This window comes from Chryseobacterium foetidum, assembly GCF_025457425.1.
In the GTDB taxonomy this organism is placed as follows: Bacteria; Bacteroidota; Bacteroidia; order Flavobacteriales; family Weeksellaceae; genus Chryseobacterium; species Chryseobacterium foetidum.
This window is the reverse complement of the sequence record NZ_JAMXIA010000001.1, coordinates 696,822-720,370: the sequence shown is the minus strand read 5'-3', so window position 1 is coordinate 720,370 and position 23,549 is coordinate 696,822. Positions and strand designations below refer to the sequence as shown.

Sequence of the window (23,549 nt, the reverse complement as noted above, 5' to 3'; positions counted from 1 at the left end):
GTCAGTTTTGGCTTCATCTTTTTTTTGAAAAAGAACAGCTGATTTTGCGACAGCCGTTTGATTTAAATTAAATCATTGTTGTTTCAGAAATTTTTGCGAACAGTGATTTTCCCATCAATGAAATCTTAAATTTTGAGAACCAAGGCTAGGCTGAATGCTGTAAGATCTTTTACTGAAATTCAGATATAAAAAAAAGATGAAGTCAGTTTTGGCTTCATCTTTTTTGGTCAAAAAAACAGCTGCTTTTTACGGCAGCTGTTTGATATAATTTAAATCATTATTCTTTGATGAATTTTTTCTGAACAGTGATATTTCCATCAACAACATCGATAATGTAAAGACCGTTGATCAGCCTTGAAACATCAATTTTGTTATTGACAATTAATCCTGAAGAAACAAGTTGTCCTGCAGCACTGTAAATTTTATAATTGGCTTTTGCACTGATATTTTTAATATTTAACACCGTTTTTACAGGGTTTGGATATAAAATGATTTCAGTCTGATCCAAAGCATTTATTACAGGTTTTTTCTGAATTCTTACCGTGTAATCTTCAACTTCACCGTCTGCAAAGCTGGTGCAGTTTACAGGTACACCGTCTTTCTGCATTGCCACTCTCATTACAACATATTTATAATCTGTCATACTCACAAAAGCATCTTCAGGTACAGTAAATGCTCCGCTTACAGAAGTCTGATTGTTCGGGCCGTTGGAAAGGATTTTTTCATTAACGTCAAAATATCCGTTTCTATTGAAGTCGATCCAAACCGCAACGCCTGTATTTGAGCCTGCTGCTGAAGTTTTGTCAATTTTAACAACGTTACCCTGCGATCCCTGAACCAAAGTGATATACGTAGAAGGAACTCCTGTAAAGTCAGTATAAGTGGATGCTCCGGAAGCATTTTCTTTCGCTGCGCTGTTGAAAGGAGTAACGGTTACTTTATTGATGAATTCCGCCCCTGAGTTCGTTGAAGACATCTGGCAGTACACTACTGTTGGAGTGGTGAAATAATAAAGCGGTGTAAAGTTCCCTGGCGTTCCGGTACAAATGTTTGCAACCTGCATTTCATATTTTGTCAATTCCAATAGTCCTGTAATGGTGTACGTTGTCGTATTGTTTACCGTGATATTAGTCCAGCTCGGAATTCCAACTTTTCTGTATCTCAAAATATAGCTGTTGGTCGCACCAGTTCCTGTGTAAGGTTCCCAGGTCACTTCTGCTGAAGTAGGATTAAGTTGGGTGATCGTCAATCCCGGAGGCGGAATTTCACATATTCTATCTGTCGTAAAGACCTGCGGACTTGACCATGGATTTGGTGTTGTTTCGCCAACGCAAGTGTTTCTTACCATCACTTCATACGTTTTATAAGAAGCTAATCCGCTTAAAACATACGAGTTTGCCGGTGGTTGAGGAATTGTTGGTGTATTCCAGACCGTTGTTCCCACTTCTCTCCACTGTAATTCGTAGGTAGCACTTACTGCCAAAGGATTCCACGTCACCAATGCTGAATTTGATGTTATATTAGTAACTGTAACGTTCGGTGGAGTTGGGTCGCATCTTGTGATAAATGTATTGTGCGAATAAACACCCGCTACGTTTTTACACACTGCTGCAATTTCAACTTCGTATTGAGTTGCCGGAAGCAAATTGGTTAATGTAAAAGTATTTGTGGTTGCAGGATATGGCGCTGCACCTACAGATTGAGTCTGCCATGTTGTTGCTCCTACAGGTCTGTATCTGATTTCATAATTTGCACCATTAATATCCTGGTTCCAGTTTAAGACCGCTGAATTTTGTGTTAAAGTTCCTACAGTTACCGTTGGTGTTGCGTTGTTACAAACTAATAATCTTACATTATCAATGGCAACAGGAGGCTGAGTTCCGCCGCTTCCGTCATTTCTCCATTCAAATACAACGCGCATTGTCGTACCTGCAAAACTGCTGATATTGAGTGTTGCATTCAGGAAGTTCTGCCAGTTGGTCTGCAAATTGTAATTTGCTCCCACTTGAATCCTGCCTGCTCCTGCAGTAATCTGAGTTCCGGCAACCGGCTGATAAGAAGCGGGTACCAACCAGACTCTTAAATAATCGTAAGTGCTTTCGCCAGCAGCTTTCCAGTCAAAACCAAACTGTGCTTCTGTAGTTCCTGCAGGTACAATGATATCTCTGTAAGCCTGTACCACAGATGTTGAGCTGATGGTGTAAGCATTCGCAGTTCCGTTATTAGAAATATAAAGTGAGTTTCCTGTATTTCCGGTTGCAGATCCATAAACCCATTTGTTAGTCTGAGTTCCGTTACTGAAACCAAAATCATTAGGTCCTGTAAAATTCTGAATATAAGGAATTGTGGCAGGAATCTGAGTCGTTGTAAATGAAGGACCCGCAGACCATAGACTTGAGTCTGTTGCGCTGCAAACTGATCTTACCCAAACATAATAAGTGGTATTTGGATTTAAACTTCCTACTGTAACAGAAGTTCCTGTAGCGTTTCCTGTTGGAGGAGTTGCCGACGTAGGTGCTGTGTTTGTTGTAGAAATATAATACTGATAACCGTTCGCAGGAGCCGGAATTGGTGCTGACCAGCTGATGGTAGCTCCGTTTGCGGTGATTGTATTTACAGCGATTGCCGTTGGGTTAATACATGAAGGTATTGTAAGGTTAATATTGTCAATAGCCACCGGAGGCTGAGTTCCGCCGCTACCGTCATTTCTCCATTCAAAAACAAGACGCATAGTAGATCCGGCAAAGCTGCTGATATTTAAATTTGAATTTAAATAATTAATCCACGTTGCCTGATTGTTCATATTTCCACCAACCTGAATTCTTCCTGTTCCTGCAGTAATCTGTGTACCAGAAGTCGGAACAAATGTGATAGGAACCATCCAAACTCTCAGGTAGTCATAGTTGGTTGTGGTAAATCCTTCACCAATACCTTTCCAGTCGAAAGATAAAGTTGCGACAGTTGCACCTGTTGGGACGGTAATATCACGGAAAGCCTGAACAACTGATGTAGAACCAATCGTGTAAGCATTTGCAGTACCGTTGTTATTTGAAATGTAGATTGAATTTCCTGTATTTCCGGTCGCTGCACCAAAAGCCCATTGATTGGTTTGGGTTCCGTTTACAAATCCGAAATCATTTCCTCCCGTAAAGGCTTGCGAATAGGGGATTGTTGCAGGTATTTGAGGAGTTGTAAATGAAGGTCCTGCCGTCCAGATGCTTGTACCGCTGGTTCCACATGCTGATCGAACCCAGAAATAATACGTTGTATTTGGGTTTAAAGTTCCTAATACCGCTGACGTTGCCGTTGTAGTTCCTGTCGGAGGCGTCGCAGCTGTAGGCGCTGTATTGGTTGTGGTCACAAAATACTGATATCCGTTTGCCGGAGCCGGGGTAGGTGCCGTCCAGCTGATGGTAGCTCCATTTGGTGCAATATTGTTTACCGCTAAAGCAGTTGGCATCACACATGAAGGAATAAACAAGTTGATGTTATCAATAGCTGCTGGTGGCTGGCTGCCTAAACTTCCATCATTTATCCATTCAAAAACCAGCCTCATTGTAGAATTAGAAAAACTACTGATATTTAATGTTGAGTTTAGGTAATTAATCCATGTTGTCTGATTGTTCATATTTCCACCCACTTGAATTCTTCCCGCAGCTGCAGTAATCTGTGTTCCTGCTGTAGGATTAAAAGTAGCGGGAACTAACCAAACTTTAAAATAATCATAATTTGTCGTAGTAAAACCTTCACCTAATGCTTTCCAGTCAAAAGAGAATGTTGCCACACTTGCACCCAAAGGCACTGATATATCACGATAAGCATGCACAACAGAAGTTGAACCTGTGCTGTAAGCATTTGCAGTCCCGTTATTGTTCGAAATGTAGATAGAGCTTCCGGTATTTCCCGTTGCTGTTCCATATGCCCATTTGTTGGTTTGATTTCCGTTGACGAATCCAAAATCATTCGCAGTATTGAAATTCTGCGTGTAAGGAATTGTCGCAGGAACTTGAGTAGTTGTAAAACTCGCAACAGCAGACCAAGAGCTTTTATCGGTAGCACTACAAACAGATCTTACCCAGAAATAATAGGTTGTATTAGGTAAAAGACCATTAATAGTCGTGTTGTTTCCTGTACTTGTTCCCGAAGCAGCTGTAGTTGCCGTCGGTGGCGTATTGGTCGTAGAATAATAATATTCAAATCCATTTGCAGGAGCTGTTGCAGGAGCAGTCCAGCTAATTGTTCCTGTATTGGGGGTTGTTGCCGTTGTCGTAAGAGCCGTTGGAGGGAAACAAGTTACTAAAGATAGATTAATGTTATCAATAGCTGCAGGAGGTTGTGTGCCAAGGCTGCTTCCGTTTCTCCATTCAAAAACCAATCTCATGGTATTGTTTGCAAAACTCGTTACCGTAAGGTTGTTGATTACGTAGGTTTGCCATGTCGATTGATTGCTGAATTCTCCGCCCACCTGAATTCTTCCACCACCTGTAGTGATAGCTGTTCCCGCAGTTGGAGTAAACGTAGCAGGTACCAGCCAAACTCTCATGTAGTCGAAGCCAACCTCGCCGATTGACTTCCAGTCGAAACTAAAATTAGCAAGTGTAGATCCGGTTGGGATGGTGAGCTCTTTGTAAGCATGAACAATGCTTGCAGAGTTGATGTTGTACTGATTATTTGCACCACTGTTGTCGGAAATATAGAGAGAACTTCCCGTGTTTCCGATGGCAGAGCCGTATTGCCACTTGTTGGTTTCACTGCCATTCACCAGGGTGAGATCGTTGGCAGTATTGAAATTCTGCGTATAGGGCAATGGGGAAGGACTCTGAGCACGGATGTGGCTCATCATGCCCGCCTGAGTTACCAGCCACAGCATCATAAATGAAGTAAAAATTTTCTTCATAATTAAACGATTATTTTTGAATTATTATTTTCTAAAACAAAAATAATCATTTAGAAAATTGAGCCGCAGAAAGGGCTTTGAAAGGTTTTTCTTAAAACGGCACGAATTGATTGAAATTCAATAAGTTTTTAATTTAAATCTTAATGATGAATCAGCGATTATAGAAATGTATATTTTTTTTGATAATTTTTAGGCGTATCGCCAACGAGTTGCTTAAACACTCTGTTAAAATAATTCGCGTCAGAAAACCCTGTCTGGAAAGCGGTTTCCTTGATGCTGTTCTGCGTTGCCAAAAGTTCCTTCGCTCTGCTGATTCTTTCCTGAAGAATAAAATCGTTAGGTGATGTGCCCAGTTCATCTCTAAACATTTTGAAGAAATTTGATTTGCTTACATACGCCAACTTTGCAATATTATCAATAGATAATTTCTGATGAAGATTCTTTCGGATATAATCAACCACAAAACTGATTCTTGATTTGTTTTTAGCGACATTTTTCTCAACCATTCCACGTGCCTGAGTCTGCATTAATCTTATCAGAAGTTCTTTCAAAGCAAAATCAGCCATCACATCTTTTTGGGAATTATCATCCATCGCGATCCGCATAATATTGTTGGTGGCTGAGGCTAAAGACTTATTGTTAAACAGAAAATATTCATTTAAATCTAAATTCCAGCTGCTGGTTTCATCAATTTTAGGAAGCTGATAGTTGAGATGATTAAGAGAATCTTCAATAAATTCAGGATTTAAACTTAAAGAAATACACTGTGACGGTGTTTCATCGGCTTCAGGAAAATCAATCACCATGGTTTCTCCAGGCGATACCAAAACACTTTCTCCCGGAAAATAATCAAAATACTGGGCTTTACTCTCCAACTTTAAATGCTTTTTACCTCTGATCATTGCCGTGAAAGCTATAGTATCAAAGTGCAGTTTTACATTAAAAGCAGATTGGTGGGTTTCATAAATACTGAATTCGCAATTCTTCAAATTGAATTTTGTCTGATTTTCCACCAGCGTTACCAACTGATTTTCTACCTTCAATTCAGGTTTTTGCAAAAGATATTTATGGTCGTTCATTGTGAGAGTTTTTGGTGTAAGGTTCTTATCAAAGATAAAAATTTAAAAACAAAAGCAAATGTTAAGCAAAGCATAAAGTTTTTATGTTTGTACGATTTTACAGTTTTTCTGCACGATTTTGCTATTCAAATGCGATGCATCCCCGTAACTTAGTATCACAGAAAAATTAAAAATTCAAATAAAAATGAGTACAGCAACACAAAATCAATCAGACACACTATTGCAGTGGCCGGAATTCAAAAGTCAGTATAATAACTACATTAACGGTGAATTTACCGCTCCTGTCAACGGGAAATACTTCGATGTCGTTTCTCCTGTAAACGGAAAAGTTTTCACTCAGGCAGCCCATTCCTCAAAAGAAGACCTGGAAGTAGCCGTCAACGCAGCAACCGAAGCTTTCAAATCCTGGAAAAATACTTCTTCCACGGAGAGAAGCATTATTTTAAACAAAATTGCCGACAGAATTGAGCAGAATTTAGAATATCTTGCTACAGTCGAAACAATCGACAACGGTAAGGCGGTCAGGGAAACCCTTGCAGCCGACATTCCTTTGGCGGTAGACCATTTCAGATATTTTGCATCAGTGATCAGAGCGGAAGAAGGTTCGCACAACGAGCTCGATAAAGACACAGTTTCATTGATCGTCCACGAGCCACTCGGGGTTATTGCACAGATTATCCCATGGAATTTCCCGATTTTAATGGCAGTCTGGAAGCTGGCTCCGGCATTGGCAGCAGGAAACTGCGTAGTTTTGAAACCGGCAGAAAGTACACCGGTGTCGATTTTAGTTTTAATGGAACTGATCGGCGATCTGCTTCCGGCAGGTGTTGTAAACATCGTCAACGGTTTCGGAGCAGAATTGGGAAGAGCCTTAGTTACCAATCCTAAAGTAAACAAAGCAGCATTCACAGGATCAACAGTAACAGGCCGTCTTGTAATGCAGTACGCCACAGAAAACATCATTCCGGTAACTTTGGAATTAGGCGGAAAATCTCCAAACATTTTCTTCACTTCGGTAATGGATGCAGACGATGAGTTTTTAGACAAAGCGATCGAAGGTGCAGTTTTATTTGCCTTAAATCAGGGCGAAATCTGTACGGCACCGTCAAGACTTCTCGTTCAGGAAGATATTGCAGACGCCTTCATCGAAAAAGTAATCGAAAGAGTGAAATCCATCAAGGTAGGAAATCCGTTGGATAAAACCACGATGATGGGAGCTCAGGCATCTCAGATTCAAAAAGATAAAATACTCTCTTACATCAAATTGGGTAAGGAAGAAGGAGCAGAAGTGCTTGTAGGCGGTGATGTTAATCACGTAGGCGAAGGTCTGGAAAACGGATATTACATTCAGCCAACCATCTTCAAAGGCAACAACAGAATGAGAATCTTTCAGGAAGAAATTTTCGGACCTGTTCTGGCGTTTACCACTTTCAAAGACGAAGATGAAGCCCTGAAAATTGCCAATGACACCATTTACGGTCTTGGAGCCGGCGTATGGACGAGAGATGCGCATCAGCTTTACAACATTCCGCGTCACATCGAAGCGGGCAGGGTTTGGGTCAATCAATACCATGCCTATCCTGCAGGAGCGCCGTTTGGAGGGTACAAACAGTCGGGAATCGGAAGAGAAAATCACAAAATGATGCTCGATCATTACCGTCAGACCAAAAACATGCTGATTTCCTACAATAAAAACAAATTAGGTTTCTTTTAAGATCATTTGGGCGTGCCCCTTTGCATGGCCAACCCACAACGCTGGCAGGGTTTTGAACCCTGCCGGCGTTCCCCCACCCAATGCAAGCGGGTCGGGCTATGCAGGGCTCCACTTCGTTTCGGTACTCCGCTTTGCTGCGTACCGGCTCGTTCCTCGCCGCCCTTCCTATCCCTCACGCGGGAGGAAATCTTCTTTTCACTTTGATTTTAAAAAAGAAAAGCATTGATTTCTGCTTTTTAAAAGAACAGGCGAAAATTCAATATTTAAGATTCAATATTCAATTCTTGTCAGGGTTTAAAACCTTGACAAGTTTCTTAACAGAAATAATTTTTCACACCTGCAGCAAGCCTGCAGCTTAAATTATAGACTTGGTTGAAGTTCGGCGACAGATTTCGCCGGACTTTTTTTAACTTTAATTAAAATTAAAAATGGAAACACAGAATAAAATATCCCGACTCTCCGTCACAGAGAAAGCCCTCGAAGTCATCTGGCAGCTCGAAAAACAACATGGCGAACTCATGTTTTATCAGGCAGGCGGATGTTGTGAAGGCACACAGCCTCAGTGTTTTGAAAAAGGCGGCTATTTTCCCAGAATGAACGATGCCATGATCGGCACCATCAACGGCCACGAATTCTGGATCGACCGCGATCTCTTTGAATACTGGCAATACTCTCATTTCACCTTAGACATCCTCGAAGGCTTTGGTCCCGGCGGCTTTTCCCTGGAAACACCTCTGGGAAAAACTTTTAAAGTGCATTACAGATTATTCACACCGGAAGAACTGAAAAATCTCGAAGATGTAAAACGGAGTGTATAGGTTTTGAAAGGACAAAATAAAAAGTAAAAAGAGCCGGGTAAAAAGTAAAAAGAGCCAAGTGATAAACAGCGCCAGCAGAACTATTTCGGTAAAAAATTCCACACAACCCGCATAGGTTTAATGTCAGTAGCCGTGGGTGCAACCCATGGAAAGGAGCCAAGGAAAAAGAAAGAAGAAACAAGTATTAGAGACTGCGAAAAGAACTGTATTTCCTTCATACAAACCCGAAAGGGTTTAATATCAGTAGCCGTGGGTGCAACCCATGGAAAATAAACGATAGCATCATCAGAACCACATCGTGGTTCAACAAAATTCGCACATAAATTCAACAAACTCGAAGAAAATCTGTGAAAATCCGTGCGCTATTGTTCTCACAGATTGCACAGATTTTCACAGATGCCCCGTCAAAAATTTCTGATTTTAATACCACGAATAAACTTAATATGTAATTAGCAGAAAGATTACCTCAAAACCACGCAGTGGTTTAATATCAATAGCCGTGGGTGAAACCCATAGAACAACAGCAATAATATAACATCAGAACCACGAAGTGGTTCAATGTTATTAACCTTAGTTAAAACCCATGGGAGAGCCAGTTAGAAGAGCCGGCTTGCAGAACTGAATTTTAGAAAATCCACACAATCCGCAAGGGTTTAATGTTGGTAGCCGTGGGTGCAACCCATGGGAAAAAAAACGATAGCGTCATCAGAACCACATCGTGGTTCAACAAAATTCGCACATAAATTCAACAAACTCGAAGAAAATCTGTGAAAATCCGTGCGCTATTGTTCTCACAGATTGCACAGATTTTCACAGATGCCCCGTCAAAAATTTCTGATTTTAATACCACGAATAAACTTAATATGTAATTAGCAGAAAGATTACCTCAAAACCACGCAGTGGTTTAATATCAGTAACGGTGGGTAAAACCCATGGAACACCAGCAGTAACACAACATCACAACCACGTCGTGGTTCAACAAAATTCACACATAAATTCAACAAACTCGATGAAAATCTGTGAAATCCGTGCGCAATTTTTCTTCCGCAAAAAGTGGTGTCTTTTGTGCAAAATATCTATGAAAATGTTGGTTTAAAATCAAACACCGGGCACCAGACAATTTTTTTAAGTCGCCAAAATTCTTGAAATAAGTATCATACAAACCTACTCACAAACATCGATGCCACCAACTGCCCAACCGCATTCAAAACCGTAGCCAGCGGATCAACCAGTGTACCGATAATCATCACAGCAGGAATTGCTTCCTGTGGTAATTGGTAAACAGAAATCATCAGCATTTCACCAATATATCCGCCGTTGGGAATTCCGCCGGCAACGATGCTTACAAAAACTGTGATTCCCAAAGCCAAAAGCAAATTCACAGGATCAAAAAAATCTCTTCCGATAATGAGAAAAGCAACATAAATTTTAATGATGGAAGACATCGACGATCCGTTTTTATGTAATGTTGTTCCAATGGGAATGACAAGATTGGCGATGTTGGCAGGAACTCCAATTTTCGATGCAGCCTGTAAATTCGCGGGCATGGTCGCGAAACTGCTGCAGGTGCTTAAAGCTGTCAGCGTTGGATAAATGGCATTGGTCCAGAAACTTTTTACGCCATATTTTCCTTTAGCCATAAATGCATACAGCGAAAAAAACAAAATGAAATAGACGATTCCTGCAATATAATAAAGCCCTAATGGTTTGGCGTAAAATCCAAACAGTTGAGGTCCCAGAGTTGCGACCTGATATGCGAAGTAAGCACCCAAACCAATCGGTGCAATTTTCATAATCATTAGAAGTAATTCTTTCATTACCTCATACCCTGATGCAATAAATGTTCTGAAAGGCTGACCTTTTTCACCTGCTTTTCTTGCTGAGAAACCTGTCATAAATGAGAAAATCAAAAGTGCCAGCATATTCTGTCTTGAAAACAGCTGCGTAAATTCTCCTACCGTGAAAAAACTTACGATTCGGTTGCCCCAACTGTCGTTATTGGCTACATCATCCACAATCTCCCTACTTCCGGAAACTCCCGAAACAGGGAAAAAATAAACAACAATAATGGTAAAAACTGCTGCTGTAATGATGAAACACAGAAAAGTAAAGCCCATGATAAGCATAATCTTCCCAAACTTAGATTGTTGTTCGAGCGAAGCGATTGAATTGGCAACTGCAAAAAATACCAGCGGAACAACGCTTACAAAAAGGAGATTCAGAAAAATATCTCCTAAAGGTTTTAGAAAATCGACAACCTGAGGAGCGACAATTCCGATGATGCTGCCGACTGTAATTCCGAAAAGTAAAAGTAGAATTCCCGAATAGTTTTTTAAGACCTGTTGCATTTCCTGTGATTTTATTCAAATATAAATCAATAAAATCTATTCCTTTTAATATGACCCTGTTTAAATTTAAATAGAAATATATATTGAGCCTGTTTAAAAATTATTAAAATTGTTTGAATATATTGATTTTTAATACTTTGATTAATTGAGTCTTCGACAGGCTCAGACTGACAAATCTAATACTAATCGCTCCATTTAACGGTGTCACTCTGAGCTTGTCAAAGAGTTTTTGAACCATAATTAATTATTTGAAAAAAATATAAACAGGCTCTTAATTTTATTTAAAAAGATTTTAAAGCTTAAACTCAATAGAATAATCATGCTTTATCTAAAATATCATAAAAACCACTTTTTAGAATAACTATAAATTAAACATTTTAAAACCAAAACGCCTTCACGGAACCATTTTTGTATCTGTTAAGCTATCACTAAAAATATACAATTATGAATACCAACAGACTTTCACAAAGACTTGAGCAGGCCTTAAGTGACCAGATGAATACAGAAGATTTACAGTCAAGAGTGTATTACTCATACGGAATTTGGGCAGCTGACAAGGGTTATGGTGGAATTTCGAATTTTCTTTTCCGTCACGCGCAGGAAGAAAGAGACCATGCCGTGAAGTTTATGCAATATATACTGAACAGAGGTGGTAAACCAACAATTACGGCACTTGAAGCTCCCGGTGCAGAACCTACAAGTTTGTCCAACTGTTTTGATCTTGTTTTTCAGCATGAAGTTGACAATACAACGGCAATTTATAACTTAGTAAATATCGCATTTGACGAAAAGGATTGGGCTTCATGGAATTTCCTTCAGTGGTTCGTAAAAGAACAGATTGAAGAAGAAACATTTGCCATGAACCTGATTGATAAATTAAAAATCGCAGGTGGCGACAGAGCAAGCGACGAGTCATTATTTACTCTCGATAAAACTCTTGAATCACTACCGGATGATGCCGAGCTGGCGCAGAATGCCACAGGGCCAAACCCATAAAATGCTACGCAAGAAATATTATTTCAAGGAAATCTGTCAGTTTTTTGACAGATTTTTTTTGTTATGATTCTCTGTTTTATTTCTTTATCTTTGCACACTTAAAATTCAAGGTTTAAAATTCAATATTTAAAAATTAGATTGAATCCAGAATTAATAAACTTTGAATATTGAATATTAAATTTTGAATCGAAATTATGAAATGTGGAATCGTAGGCTTGCCAAACGTAGGTAAATCAACTCTTTTTAACTGTCTGAGCAACGCAAAAGCACAGTCAGCAAACTATCCTTTCTGTACTATCGAGCCCAATTTGGGAACGGTTTCTGTGCCGGATCAAAGATTATTCGAGCTTGAAAAAATCATTAGCCCTGAAAAAGTAATTCCTGCTGTCGTAGAGATTGTCGACATCGCGGGTCTTGTAAAAGGGGCAAGTAAAGGTGAAGGTCTTGGAAATCAGTTTTTGGCAAATATCAGAGAGTGTGAAGCGATTATTCATGTTTTAAGATGTTTTGACAACGGAAATATTGTGCACGTGGAAGGTTCTGTAGATCCTATGCGGGACAAGGAAATCATCGATATCGAGCTTCAGTTGAAAGATATGGAAACAGTGGCTAAAGCTGTTGAAAAGGCTAAAAAGTTCATCAAATCCGGTAAAAAGGAAGATATTTTGGCTTACGAAACACTTCAGAATCTTCAGAAGCATTTGGAGGATGGTAAAAACGCCAGGGAATTTGCTGCAGATGACAGTATGAAAGCCGTTATCAGCGAAGTTCAGTTACTGACCAATAAACCGGTACTTTACGTTTGTAATGTAGACGAGAATTCCATCAAAAATGGAAACGACTGGATTACCAAAATCGAAGAAATGGCTAAAGCTGAAAACGCTGAAGTCGTTGTTTTGGCAGCACAGATTGAAGCCGACATCAATGAGCTTGAAACTTTTGAAGAAAGAGAAATTTTCCTTGACGAATTGGGTTTAACTGAACCGGGTGTTAACCGCCTGATCAGAAAGGCATACGATTTGTTGAAACTTCAAACCTACTTTACAGCGGGTGTAAAAGAAGTCAGAGCCTGGACAATCGGACAGGGCTGGACGGCACCTCAGGCTGCAGGAGTAATCCACACAGATTTTGAAAAAGGATTTATCCGTGCGGAGGTAATCAAATATGATGATTACATGACTTACGGCTCTGAAGCAAAAATCAAAGAAGCCGGAAAACTGGGAGTTGAAGGAAAAGAATATATCGTGAAAGACGGCGATATCATGCATTTCAGATTCAACGTCTAAGAAGACCAAGTAAAAGTTAGTTATATAGAAAAACGCTTTCAAAATTAGTTTTGGGAGCGTTTTTTGTTGCATTCTGAAAAATAATTTTATGAAATATTTCATTCTGTTACTATTTGTTTTTTCATGTTCAAAAAGTGTTGAAGACAACTGTTTTCAATCGAACCACAAACTGATCAGCGATTTTCAGACTGATGCAGATCAGACTGATAATACTTTCGAAGAGTCAATAAAATTTGACGCAGATAAAATAATTGCAGAAAAACCTGATTATGTTCAGATTGTCAGTCTTAAAAAATTCAGAAGTTTTAAAATTGACAGTGCTGAATATCAGAACGAAATTTCCGGTAAGGATGCAGAGGAAATATGGAAGAAACATCAAATCGAATTTGCTCTGTTCAGCAAAAAATTTAATGATCAGTTTGAATTTTCACACTGTCAGAAAGTTGGTGAAACAGAATATGCGTTTGGAGAAAATTCACTGGGATTTTGGCTCCTTGAAATTAAAGATAATACACCAAAGGCTTATTTTTTAGGCTTAAGTTTCAGTCATTATTGCATCAATAAGGTTCAGAATAGACCCATTATCAATAAAGAATATATGGAACTAGAAGGCAGTTTCGTGAAAATTACAATAGTAGGTGGATTGCCAGGTTATAAAGATTATTCTGCAATCGAAGATGGGAAATTATTTAAAATAAAATTAAAAGATCTCTTCAAAGATTCCGACAGTGACGGCTATAATGATATTTTTGAAACGACGTTTGGTTTAAATCCTACTAATAAAGATTCTGATGCTGATGGAATTGATGATTTTAAAGACTTAAATCCGATGTATAAATCAGGTAAAAATAAATTTACTGCACTTTACGAAAGTCTCATGCCTAATTACGGACATGAAAATATGACAGATAAAAAATACTTTTTTGAAGTTTTTGCCAGCGATTGCGATTATTTTCATGAAGTCAATCCAAAATACAGAGTGCTGTTTATACCGCTGGACGACAGGAAAAGATCAGATTATCTGAAGATTTCAGATGTAATACATCACGGCGTTGGAAGGATTAAAAAGAATAAAAAAAATCCTGATATGTTCTATATTCAAAACTGGAGCAACAGTAGCACTACAATCTATACCGCACAATACAAAAACGGAAAGTGGTATTTGGAAATAAGTGGCGGAATTGTTATCTGAAAATAAAATTCATTCATACCTTTGATATTTACAAATCCGTTCGATGGAAAAATCCGCTCACACTTCTTACGCTTCTCTTGAAGATTTCTACAGAGAAATTGCCGTTAAATTGGGAAGAGATGTAGACACGCTTATTCCAAAAGGTTTACACAAAGACATCGGTCATTTCAATGTTTTTGATATCGCCCAAACAATCGAACGTTTACGGGCAAGCAGTGAAATGCCTTACAACAGACGGAAATATTACAAAATAAGTTTAATCAGAGGTAAAAACAGAGCAGAGTATGCAGATAAAGTAATTTCCATTGAGAAAAATGCCCTGCTTTTCGCAACGCCGAAGGTTCCTTACCATTATGTTCCTGAGGATGAGAATCAGGCAGGAAGTTTCTGCGTTTTCACAGAAGATTTTTTTCTGAAAAACCTTTCACACAGCAACCTTCAGGAGTTGCCGATTTTTCAGCCCGGGAACACTCCTGTTTTTGAAATTGACGATAATCTGGCAGATGAAATTCAGATTTTATTTAATAAAATTAAAAGTGAAATAGAATCTGAGTATATTTTTAAATATGATCTCATCAGAAATTATGTGGAGGAACTGATTCATTACGGACAAAAATTGCAACCAGCTTCAAAACTTTCAACTTCAAATGATTCTTCAATGAGAGTAGTTTCGTTATTTATAGAACTTCTCGAAAGACAGTTCCCCATTGAGACTTCAGAGCAAAGACTACAGCTGAAATCTGCTAAGGATTTTGCCGACAGATTGGCGGTGCATGTGAATTATCTAAATAAAAAATTAAAAGAAAGCACCGGCAAAACCACCACCGAAATTATTGCTGAAAGAGTCATTCAAGAAGCTAAAATCCTTTTAAAACAAACCCATTGGAGCATCTCTGAAATCGCTTACGCTTTAGGTTTTGAAGAAATCGCTCATTTCTCAAACTTTTTTAAAAAGAAAACATCTCTCGCTCCGTTGGAATTCAGACTTTGATTTGAATTTTGCAAATTTTGGTTTGATTAGGACAAAGTCTTTGGCTTGAAATTGTCTCAACTTTGTAACATCAAAAACAATCAATAAAAAATGGAAACAAGAACAAAAATTGCTCTGGTAACAGGCGGAAGCCGTGGATTAGGAAAAAATTCAGCCCTGAAGATTGCAGAAAAAGGTCTGGATGTAATTATTACCTACAATTCAAATAAAGAAGAAGCTGACAAAACCGTTGCTGAAATTCAAAATTTAGGTAGAAAAGCAATTGCATATCAACTGAATACGAAAGACGTAAAATCATTTGACGAATTCATCAAAAATGTAGGCGACCATCTTGAAGAAAATACAGGAAGCCGAAATATCGATTTCTTAATCAATAATGCCGGAACTGCTTTGTACCAGCCGATTGCTGATGTTACAGAAGAACAGTTGGATGATATGGTAGACATTCATTTTAAAGGAGTTTTCTTTTTGACTCAAAAATTTTTACCGTTCATCAATGATGGTGGAGGAATCGTAAATCTATCATCGGGTTTGGCGAGATTCGCAATGCCGGGTTCTTCGGTTTATGGTTCCATGAAAGCAGCTGTTGACCAGTTGAGCAAATATATGGCGAAGGAACTGGGAGCAAGAAAAATCAAAGTTAATGCAGTGGCTCCAGGTGCCATCGAAACGGATTTCGGCGGCGGAAGAACACGCGATGACGAAAATATTAATCAAATGGTTTCCTCAAATACTGCCCTGGGAAGAGCCGGATTGCCGGATGACATTGGTGGAGTAGTTGCTTTTCTCTGTACTGAAGAAGCCAGATGGATCACGGCTCAGAGAATTGAAGTTTCGGGAGGAATGTTTTTTTAGATCAAAGATTTAAATTTTCCCGCAGATTAAACAAATTGTGCAGATTTTTATCTGTAAAATCTTTTTAATCTGCGGGATTTCTATTTTAAAGTTTAGCCAGATTCTCCAAAGCCTTTTCCAAAGTTTCATCTTTTTTGGCAAAACAGAGTCTGATAACATTTTCATTCAGTTTATCTTTATAAAATGACGAAAAGGGAACTGTGGCAACTTTATGATTTACAGTAAGTTCATGTGCAAAATCAAGATCCTTTTTATCTGAAATTTTATCGTATTTCACAGCCTGAAAATACGTTCCTTCACAATCAAGAAGTTCAAACGATGTTCCTGAAAGTCCGTTTCTGATCAAATCTCTTTTTTGTTGGAAAAACTGATTGAGATTTAAATAATTCTCTTCATTTTTCATATAATCAGCAAAGGCTAATTGAATAGGAGTGTTAACAGAAAAAACATTGAATTGATGCACTTTTCTGAACTCGTCAGTCAGATTTTTAGGAGCAGCACAATATCCGATTTTCCAGCCTGTGACGTGGAAAAGTTTTCCGAAGGAGGCAATCAAAAAACTTCGTTCTTTCAGTTCGGGATATTTACAGACGCTGAGGTGTTCCTTTCCATCAAACACAATATTTTCGTAGACTTCATCGCTCAGAATAAAAATCGAAGTTCCTTTTACGATAGAAATCAGTTCCTGAAGATCGTCTTCATTTAAAATTTTACCTGCCGGATTATTCGGATTGTTAAGAATAATTAATTTCGTCTTGTCTGAAACCAATTTTTTAACCTCATTCCAGTCGATGGCATAATCGGGAGGGGTCATTTTAAATCTTTTTACAATTCCTCCGAAAAGCTCTACTGTGGGCTCGTAACAATCGTAGGCAGGTTCAAAAATAATCACTTCGTCTCCATCTTTTACCAAAGTTGCAATGGCTGTGAAAATCGCCTGAGTTCCTCCCGCAGTAACCGTAATCTCGGTATCCGGATGATAGATCGCCTGATGGGATTTTTCTATTTTTTTAGCAATTTCTTCTTTTAACGGTAACATTCCACCCATCGGTGCATACTGATTAAATCCTTTTTTGAGGTAGTGATCTACGAGATTCAGTAATTCGGGATCTGCAGGAAAATCTGGGAAACCCTGAGAAAGATTGATGGCTTCATTTTCATTGGCAAGCTGTGTCATCTGGCTGAAAATGGTGGTTCCCACATTGGAAAGTTTAGATAAAGGAAGTTGTATCATCGGGCAATTTTTAATTTGAATATCTAAAATTAGGGCATTTTTTAAATAAAAGAGAGAAAAACTTAACTAAATAAAATAAAAACAAACATGAACAATCACGAAATTGACTACAGAATTCACGGCGAAGAAATGCAGTGTGTGGAAATTGAGCTTGATCCTCAGGAGAGCGTCATCGCAGAGCCCGGAAGTTTTATGATGATGACCGAAGGTGTAAAAATGGAAACCATGTTCGGTGACGGAAACGAAAAAGGTTTGATGGGAAAACTTTTCTCTGCCGGAAAAAGAATGCTGACCGGTGAAAATCTTTTTATGACCGTATTTACCAACATTGATAAGACCAAAAAGCAGGTGACTTTTGCAGCACCGTATTCAGGGAAAATTATTCCCCTGGATTTGAATGCGTTGGGCGGAAAAGTGATTTGTCAGAAAGACGCTTTTCTCTGTGCAGCAAAAGGGGTTTCTGTTGGAATTGAGTTTCAGAAAAAACTGGGAACCGGACTTTTCGGTGGTGAAGGTTTCATCATGCAGAAACTTGAAGGTGACGGGATGACTTTCGTACACAGTGGCGGTCACGTAATGGAAAAGGAACTTCAGCCCGGCGAAATTTTGAAAATCGATACCGGCTGCATCGTTGCTTTTACAAAAAATGTAGATTATGATATTCAGTTTGTGGGCGGTGTAAAAAATACTTTGTTCGGAGGTGAAGGATTGTTTTTTGCCCAACTGAAAGGTCCGGGGAAAGTCTGGATTCAAACCTTGCCCATTTCGCGTTTGGCAGGAAAAATCTTACAGTTCGGAGGAGGAGGCCATAAAGAAGAAGGTGGTATTTTAGGAGGTTTGGGAAGTCTTCTGGATTAAAATTTTAATGCAAAAATATCGAAGGCGTAACAGATTTTGTTGCGTCTTTTTTCGTGTTGGTTCAATAGATTTTTTTCAATGCAATTGTCGACATTCAATTAAATTACGGCTTAGAACACGGGTGGTTTTTTAATATTAAATTAAATATACTGCTTTTTAGTTATTTTTAATAAATCATGGAAAAATAAGTCTTAAAAATTCGGATTTTTTTGTTCAATTCCGTATTTTTGTCTGTTTACTGATTTTTAAATATGCCACAAGATTTACAGCCGAATTATAACGAAGAAAATATCCGAACCCTCGAACCCCGCGAGCACGTAAGGCTTAGGCCGGGAATGTACATCGGGAAGCTGGGAGACGGTTCTTCGGTAGATGACGGAATTTATATTTTACTGAAAGAAGTTCTCGATAATTCCATCGATGAATTCAGAATGAAGGCCGGAAAAAGAATTGATGTGAAAATCAAGGACGGCACTGTAACTGTGCGTGATTATGGCCGTGGAATTCCGTTGGGAAAAATTGTGGACGTGGTTTCCATTATGAACACGGGTGGAAAATATGATGACGGTGCCTTTAAAAAATCTATCGGTCTTAATGGTGTTGGTACAAAGGCTGTTAACTTTCTATCGACCTATTTTAAAGTAAAATCCGTAAGGGAAGGTAAAATGAGAATTGCAGAATTCCGTGAGGGAAGGCTGGATATTCTTCATGAAGAAGCTGAAACTTCCGAGCGAAACGGAACAGAAATTACTTTTCTGCCTGACGAGAGCATTTTTATCAACTTCAAATTCAGAAATGAGTATGTTGCCAAAATGCTCCGCAATTATACGTATCTGAATTTAGGTTTAAAAATATATTTTAACGGAGAAGTCTACGAATCTCAAAACGGTTTGAAAGACTTGTTGGAAGAGGAAATCGACGGCGAAATCGTCTATCCTATTATTCACATTAAGGATGATGATATGGAACTTGCGATCACGCATTCAGACAAATCTCAGTCTGAAACCTATTTTTCATTTGTTAACGGACAGTACACTTCGCAGGGCGGAACGCATTTGAACGCTTTTAAAGAAGCTTATGTGAAAACCATCCGTGAGTTTTTCAATAAAAATTTTGAAGCTACCGATATCAGAAAAGCCATTATCGGAGCGGTTTACATCAACGTTGGAAATCCGGTTTTTGAATCTCAGACCAAAACCAAACTGGGTTCTGCAACAATGGGTCAGGATAAAGATGGTAAAGAATTGGAGACGATTAAAACCTTTGTTATCAATTATTTAAAAAATAAACTTGATAATTACCTTCATAAAAACCCTGAAATTGCCGAGGCTCTCCAACGCAAAATATTAATTTCTGAAAGAGAAAGAAAAGAACTTTCCGGAATTCAGAAACTGGCGAGAGAAAGAGCAAAAAAAGTTTCGCTTCACAATAAAAAACTTCGTGACTGCAGACAGCATTACAACGACCAGAAAGCAGAGAGAAAAGCTGAAACTCAGATATTTATTACCGAAGGAGATTCTGCATCAGGTTCCATCACAAAGTCAAGAGATGTGGAAACTCAGGCTGTATTTTCGTTAAAAGGAAAACCTTTAAACTGCTATGGTTTAACCAAAAAAGTAGTGTATGAAAATGAAGAATTTAACCTTCTTCAGGCGGCTCTGAATATCGAAGAAAGTCTTGAAGATCTCAGATACAATCAGGTGATTATTGCCACCGATGCCGATGTGGACGGTATGCACATCAGATTGCTGATGATTACGTTTTTTCTTCAGTTTTTCCCTGATGTGATTAAAAATGGACATTTGTATATTCTTCAGACGCCACTCTTCAGGGTACGAAATAAAAAAGAGACAAGATATTGCTATTCTGAACTCGAAAGGGTAAAGGCTTTGAATGAATTAGGGAAAAATCCGGAGATTACGAGATTTAAAGGTCTTGGAGAGATTTCCCCTGATGAGTTTAAAAATTTTATTGGAAAAGATATCCGTCTGGAGCCTGTGGTTCTAGGAAAAGATCAGACCATCGATCAGCTTCTGGAATTTTACATGGGAAAAAATACGCCCGACAGACAGACTTTTATCCTCGAGAACCTTGTAGTGGAAGACGATTCTGAAATTGACAAAAAAGAAATTATTTCAGAAGCGATTTAAAAAACTAAGACTAAACTGAAACACACTTGATTTAGAAATGAGACTCAGTAATAAACGTAAAGCTCCGCTTTACAACTTTATAAACACCGCATTAATTATGCTTTTGGTGATAGGGATTTTGGCTTTCTTTGCCGAAGAGATGAGGTTTCAACTGCTCGGAATGGAGGCGTATCTTCTGATTGCGGTTCCCGCAATTTTGATAATTGTTTTTTATCTTAACGGAAGACAGATTTTTGAATACGACAGTGATGGCGAGGCTTTACACTTCAGAAACAGAAATATTGTTCCTTTTTTGAGCACGCCACTGAGCGATGAGTTTCCGAAATACAAATTTGTGAAATTTGAAACGTTTACTTTTCTTTTTTTTAAAAGGCTCTACATCACCATCAACAGCAAAAGCGGCAATACGATCCTAAAATATGAAATCTCTTATCTGTCTGGAAAAGAGCTTAACGATTTAAAATTTTCACTCAATAAAGTGGTAAAAAACAATAAGGAGAAAGTAAATAATGAATGAAGAACACTCTCACGAAAGTGAAAGCCTGAAAAAAGTTTCAGGACTCTACAAAGACTGGTTTCTTGATTATGCATCTTATGTAATTTTAGACAGAGCAATACCCTCTGTCTTTGATGGTTTTAAACCCGTACAGCGCCGAATCATGCATTCTATGCGTGAGCTGGAAGACGGACGTTACAACAAAGTCGCCAACATTGTCGGAAACACCATGAAGTATCACCCACACGGCGATGCTTCCATTACGGATGCCATGGTGGGAATCGGGCAACGTGAATTATTAATCGATACTCAGGGAAACTGGGGGAATATTTATACCGGAGATTCTGCAGCAGCAGCGAGATATATTGAAGCAAGACTGACTCCGTTTGCGCTCGAAGTTGTTTTTAATCCTAAAACCACCGTTTGGTCTAAATCCTATGACGGAAGAAATAACGAACCGGTTGATTTACCTGTAAAATTTCCATTGCTTCTGGCGCAGGGTGTTGAAGGAATCGGCGTTGGACTTTCCACGAAAATTCTTCCGCATAATTTCAACGAATTAATCAATGCTTCAGTTGCTTATCTTAAAGGAAAAAAGTTTGAAATCTATCCTGATTTTCTAACCGCCGGATTTCTTGATGTATCAGAATACAACGATGGGCACAGAGGCGGAAAGGTGAGAGCCAGAGCCAAAATTTCGCAGAGTGATAAAAACACTTTGGTGATTACAGAGATCCCATTCTCAAAAAATACATCAGATCTTATTGATTCTATCCTGAAAGCCAATGAACGAGGAAAAATTAAGATCAAAAAAATTGAAGACAATACTTCGGATAAAGTTGAAATTTTAATCCACCTTCACAACGATGTTTCTCCCGATAAGACGATTGATGCTCTCTATGCATTTACCGACTGTCAGGTGACGATTTCTCCTAATGCCTGCGTGATTGTTGGTGATAAGCCGATGTTTTTGAATGTTTCGGAAATTCTGAAAATGAATACCGATCATACGGTTTCCCTTCTCAAAAAAGAACTTGAAATCGAGCTTCATGAATTGCAGGAAAGCTGGCATTTTTCTTCACTGGAGAGAATTTTTATTGAAAACCGGATTTACCATGATATTGAAGAGGTTGAAACATGGGAAGATGTTCTTCAAACCATTGATGATGGATTAAAACCTCACACAGCACACCTTCTGAGAGCTGTGACGCAGGAAGATATTTTAAGATTAACGGAAATCAGAATCAAAAGGATTTCAAGATTCGATTTAGATAAATTTAAAGAAAATATCGCTGCATTGGAAGGTAAGATTGAGCAGGTGAGATTTAATCTCGCCAATTTGATTCAGTATGCGGTTGATTACTATTTAAACATCCAGAAAAAATACGGAAAAGGCAGAGAAAGAAGAACTGAACTCAGAATTTTTGATACTATTGATGCAACAAAAGTTGCGGTAGCCAACGAGAAATTTTACGCCAATTTTGAAGAAGGTTTTATCGGAACTTCGCTAAAAAAAGATCAGTATTTATTCGACTGTTCAGACATCGACGACATCATTACTTTCAGAAAAGACGGGCGCATGAAAGTGGTAAAAGTAGAACCTAAAACGTTCATCGGAAAAGATATTCTGCACGTCGCCATCTGGAAGAAAAACGATAAACGAACGGTTTACAATATGATCTACCGTGAAGGCAGGGAAGGACCTTATTACATGAAGCGTTTTTCTGTGACCGGCGTCACACGAAATACAGATTATCCTTTGGCCTCAGATAAAAAATTCTCAGAAACGCTTTATTTCTCGGCAAATCCGAATGGTGAGGCGGAAACGGTAAGTGTTTTGCTTAAACCAAACCCGAGAATCAGAAAGAATAAAATGGACATTGATTTTTCTGAACTGGCGATCAAAGGAAGGGATTCCAAAGGAAATCTGGTTACCAAATATTCCATCAAAAAGGTGGATTTAAAGGAAGAAGGTGTGTCCACATTAGCTCCGAGAAAAATCTGGTACGATGATACCGTGAGAAGGCTGAATGCAGACGTTCGCGGAACTTTCTTAGGTAATTTCAAGGGAGATGATAAAATTCTGACAGTCAATACGAACGGAGAAGCCAAACTGGTTTCATTCGATCTTGGAAACCGTTTTGATGATGAATATTTAATTCTCGAAAAATGGAAACCGGAGCAGCCTGTAACGTGTATTTATTACGATGGCGAGAAGGATATGTATTTCATCAAAAGGTTTTTATTTGAAAACAATACGCATATCCAGACCTTTATGCCATCGGAACATCCGAAATCATTCATTGAAAATGTAATCGTGAGCAACGGAGCAACAGCGGAAATTATTTTTGCCAAAGACAAAGGCAAAGACCGTGACCCTGAAACCATCAACATTGACGAATTTATTTCAGTAAAAGGAATTAAGGCCATCGGAAATCAGTTCACTAAATTTAAAGTGAAAACTATTAATATAACTGTTCCCGAGCCTGTAGAGGAGGAGCCTGAAGTGTATGAAGAGCCCGATTTTGCGCCATCTCAGGACGATGAAGGCGGAATGATAGGTGATCTGTTTCAGGAGGGAGAAAATTAAACTTTGTCAAAGTTTTATTTTGAGCAAGATTAACTTTGACAAAGT

15 protein-coding genes are annotated in these 23,549 nt (G+C 38.6%); 11 read left to right on the top strand and 4 right to left on the bottom strand.

The annotated features are described in order from the left end of the window. Positions 1-277: 277 nt before the first annotated feature. Both NG809_RS03395 and NG809_RS03390 read right to left on the bottom strand, forming a co-directional pair. The gene (locus NG809_RS03395; protein WP_262148084.1) at positions 278-4,897 is read right to left on the bottom strand and encodes a fibronectin type III domain-containing protein; all 4,620 of its coding nucleotides are present in this window, start codon (positions 4,895-4,897) and stop codon (positions 278-280) included. Positions 4,898-5,055: 158 nt separating this feature from the next. After that, positions 5,056-5,976 carry an AraC family transcriptional regulator gene (locus tag NG809_RS03390; protein WP_262148082.1) on the bottom strand — a complete coding sequence of 307 codons (921 nt, stop codon included), beginning with the start codon at positions 5,974-5,976 and terminating at the stop codon, positions 5,056-5,058. A 184-nt stretch (positions 5,977-6,160) separates the two neighbouring features. Between NG809_RS03390 and NG809_RS03385 the strand changes: the two genes are divergently transcribed. Together NG809_RS03385 and NG809_RS03380 are read left to right on the top strand one after the other, a co-directional pair. Next, positions 6,161-7,690 (top strand): aldehyde dehydrogenase family protein, encoded by a 1,530-nt coding sequence (locus NG809_RS03385; protein WP_262148080.1) that lies wholly within the window; start codon positions 6,161-6,163, stop codon positions 7,688-7,690. 428 nt (positions 7,691-8,118) lie between these two features. After that, positions 8,119-8,508 (top strand): DUF779 domain-containing protein, encoded by a 390-nt coding sequence (locus NG809_RS03380; protein ID WP_262148078.1) that lies wholly within the window; start codon positions 8,119-8,121, stop codon positions 8,506-8,508. A gap of 1,154 nt (positions 8,509-9,662) precedes the next feature. On the opposite strand, the gene NG809_RS03375 is transcribed toward NG809_RS03380, so the two are convergent. After that, a complete protein-coding gene (locus NG809_RS03375; RefSeq protein ID WP_262148076.1) occupies positions 9,663-10,856 on the bottom strand; it encodes a dicarboxylate/amino acid:cation symporter in 1,194 nt (397 codons plus the stop codon). Between the two features lie 444 nt (positions 10,857-11,300). Here NG809_RS03375 and NG809_RS03370 point away from each other — a divergent pair, with 444 nt between their 5' ends. The 5 genes from NG809_RS03370 (at position 11,301) to NG809_RS03350 (ending at position 16,176) form a co-directional block, all read left to right on the top strand. Then, positions 11,301-11,852 carry a ferritin gene (locus NG809_RS03370; protein ID WP_262148074.1) on the top strand — a complete coding sequence of 184 codons (552 nt, stop codon included), beginning with the start codon at positions 11,301-11,303 and terminating at the stop codon, positions 11,850-11,852. A 194-nt stretch (positions 11,853-12,046) separates the two neighbouring features. Next, positions 12,047-13,138, top strand: a complete 1,092-nt coding sequence (gene ychF, locus NG809_RS03365; protein WP_262148073.1) for a redox-regulated ATPase YchF — start codon at positions 12,047-12,049, stop codon at positions 13,136-13,138. 88 nt (positions 13,139-13,226) lie between these two features. After that, positions 13,227-14,330: a hypothetical protein gene (locus NG809_RS03360; RefSeq protein WP_262148071.1), complete on the top strand. Its 1,104-nt coding sequence runs from the start codon at positions 13,227-13,229 to the stop codon at positions 14,328-14,330. A gap of 43 nt (positions 14,331-14,373) precedes the next feature. Continuing rightward, a complete protein-coding gene (locus NG809_RS03355) occupies positions 14,374-15,321 on the top strand; it encodes a helix-turn-helix domain-containing protein (RefSeq protein ID WP_262148070.1) in 948 nt (315 codons plus the stop codon). A 90-nt stretch (positions 15,322-15,411) separates the two neighbouring features. After that, positions 15,412-16,176, top strand: a complete 765-nt coding sequence (locus tag NG809_RS03350; protein ID WP_262148068.1) for an SDR family NAD(P)-dependent oxidoreductase — start codon at positions 15,412-15,414, stop codon at positions 16,174-16,176. A gap of 85 nt (positions 16,177-16,261) precedes the next feature. Here the strand turns inward: NG809_RS03350 and NG809_RS03345 are convergent, their stop codons facing one another. Beyond that, on the bottom strand, positions 16,262-17,410 hold the full coding sequence (locus tag NG809_RS03345; protein ID WP_262148066.1) for a methionine aminotransferase: 1,149 nt from the start codon (positions 17,408-17,410) through the stop codon (positions 16,262-16,264). Between the two features lie 87 nt (positions 17,411-17,497). On the opposite strand from NG809_RS03345, the gene NG809_RS03340 reads away from it, so the two are divergent. The 4 genes from NG809_RS03340 to NG809_RS03325 all read left to right on the top strand — a co-directional run bounded on the left by NG809_RS03340 (position 17,498) and on the right by NG809_RS03325 (position 23,504). Beyond that, entirely contained in the window at positions 17,498-18,268 is a 771-nt protein-coding gene (locus tag NG809_RS03340) for a TIGR00266 family protein (protein ID WP_262148065.1), read from the top strand. A 251-nt stretch (positions 18,269-18,519) separates the two neighbouring features. After that, the gene (locus NG809_RS03335) at positions 18,520-20,418 is read left to right on the top strand and encodes a DNA topoisomerase IV subunit B (protein WP_262148063.1); all 1,899 of its coding nucleotides are present in this window, start codon (positions 18,520-18,522) and stop codon (positions 20,416-20,418) included. A gap of 37 nt (positions 20,419-20,455) precedes the next feature. Then, positions 20,456-20,935: a hypothetical protein gene (locus NG809_RS03330; RefSeq protein WP_262148061.1), complete on the top strand. Its 480-nt coding sequence runs from the start codon at positions 20,456-20,458 to the stop codon at positions 20,933-20,935. Beyond that, a complete protein-coding gene (locus NG809_RS03325; RefSeq protein ID WP_262148059.1) occupies positions 20,928-23,504 on the top strand; it encodes a DNA gyrase/topoisomerase IV subunit A in 2,577 nt (858 codons plus the stop codon). The genes NG809_RS03330 and NG809_RS03325 overlap by 8 nt, the downstream gene beginning before the upstream one ends. Positions 23,505-23,549 lie beyond the last annotated feature (45 nt).

Excerpts from the sequence above, each read along its gene's own strand:
- NG809_RS03395 (WP_262148084.1), bottom strand. The coding sequence starts at position 4,897 with ATGAAGAAAATTTTTACTTCATTTATGATGCTGTGGCTGGTAACTCAG.
- NG809_RS03355 (WP_262148070.1), top strand. The coding sequence starts at position 14,374 with ATGGAAAAATCCGCTCACACTTCTTACGCTTCTCTTGAAGATTTCTAC.
- NG809_RS03325 (WP_262148059.1), top strand. The coding sequence starts at position 20,928 with ATGAATGAAGAACACTCTCACGAAAGTGAAAGCCTGAAAAAAGTTTCA.
- NG809_RS03375 (WP_262148076.1), bottom strand. The coding sequence starts at position 10,856 with ATGCAACAGGTCTTAAAAAACTATTCGGGAATTCTACTTTTACTTTTC.
- ychF (WP_262148073.1), top strand. The coding sequence starts at position 12,047 with ATGAAATGTGGAATCGTAGGCTTGCCAAACGTAGGTAAATCAACTCTT.
- NG809_RS03335 (WP_262148063.1), top strand. The coding sequence starts at position 18,520 with ATGCCACAAGATTTACAGCCGAATTATAACGAAGAAAATATCCGAACC.
- NG809_RS03345 (WP_262148066.1), bottom strand. The coding sequence starts at position 17,410 with ATGATACAACTTCCTTTATCTAAACTTTCCAATGTGGGAACCACCATT.
- NG809_RS03390 (WP_262148082.1), bottom strand. The coding sequence starts at position 5,976 with ATGAACGACCATAAATATCTTTTGCAAAAACCTGAATTGAAGGTAGAA.
- NG809_RS03385 (WP_262148080.1), top strand. The coding sequence starts at position 6,161 with ATGAGTACAGCAACACAAAATCAATCAGACACACTATTGCAGTGGCCG.
- NG809_RS03380 (WP_262148078.1), top strand. The coding sequence starts at position 8,119 with ATGGAAACACAGAATAAAATATCCCGACTCTCCGTCACAGAGAAAGCC.
- NG809_RS03340 (WP_262148065.1), top strand. The coding sequence starts at position 17,498 with ATGAACAATCACGAAATTGACTACAGAATTCACGGCGAAGAAATGCAG.
- NG809_RS03370 (WP_262148074.1), top strand. The coding sequence starts at position 11,301 with ATGAATACCAACAGACTTTCACAAAGACTTGAGCAGGCCTTAAGTGAC.
- NG809_RS03360 (WP_262148071.1), top strand. The coding sequence starts at position 13,227 with ATGAAATATTTCATTCTGTTACTATTTGTTTTTTCATGTTCAAAAAGT.
- NG809_RS03330 (WP_262148061.1), top strand. The coding sequence starts at position 20,456 with ATGAGACTCAGTAATAAACGTAAAGCTCCGCTTTACAACTTTATAAAC.
- NG809_RS03350 (WP_262148068.1), top strand. The coding sequence starts at position 15,412 with ATGGAAACAAGAACAAAAATTGCTCTGGTAACAGGCGGAAGCCGTGGA.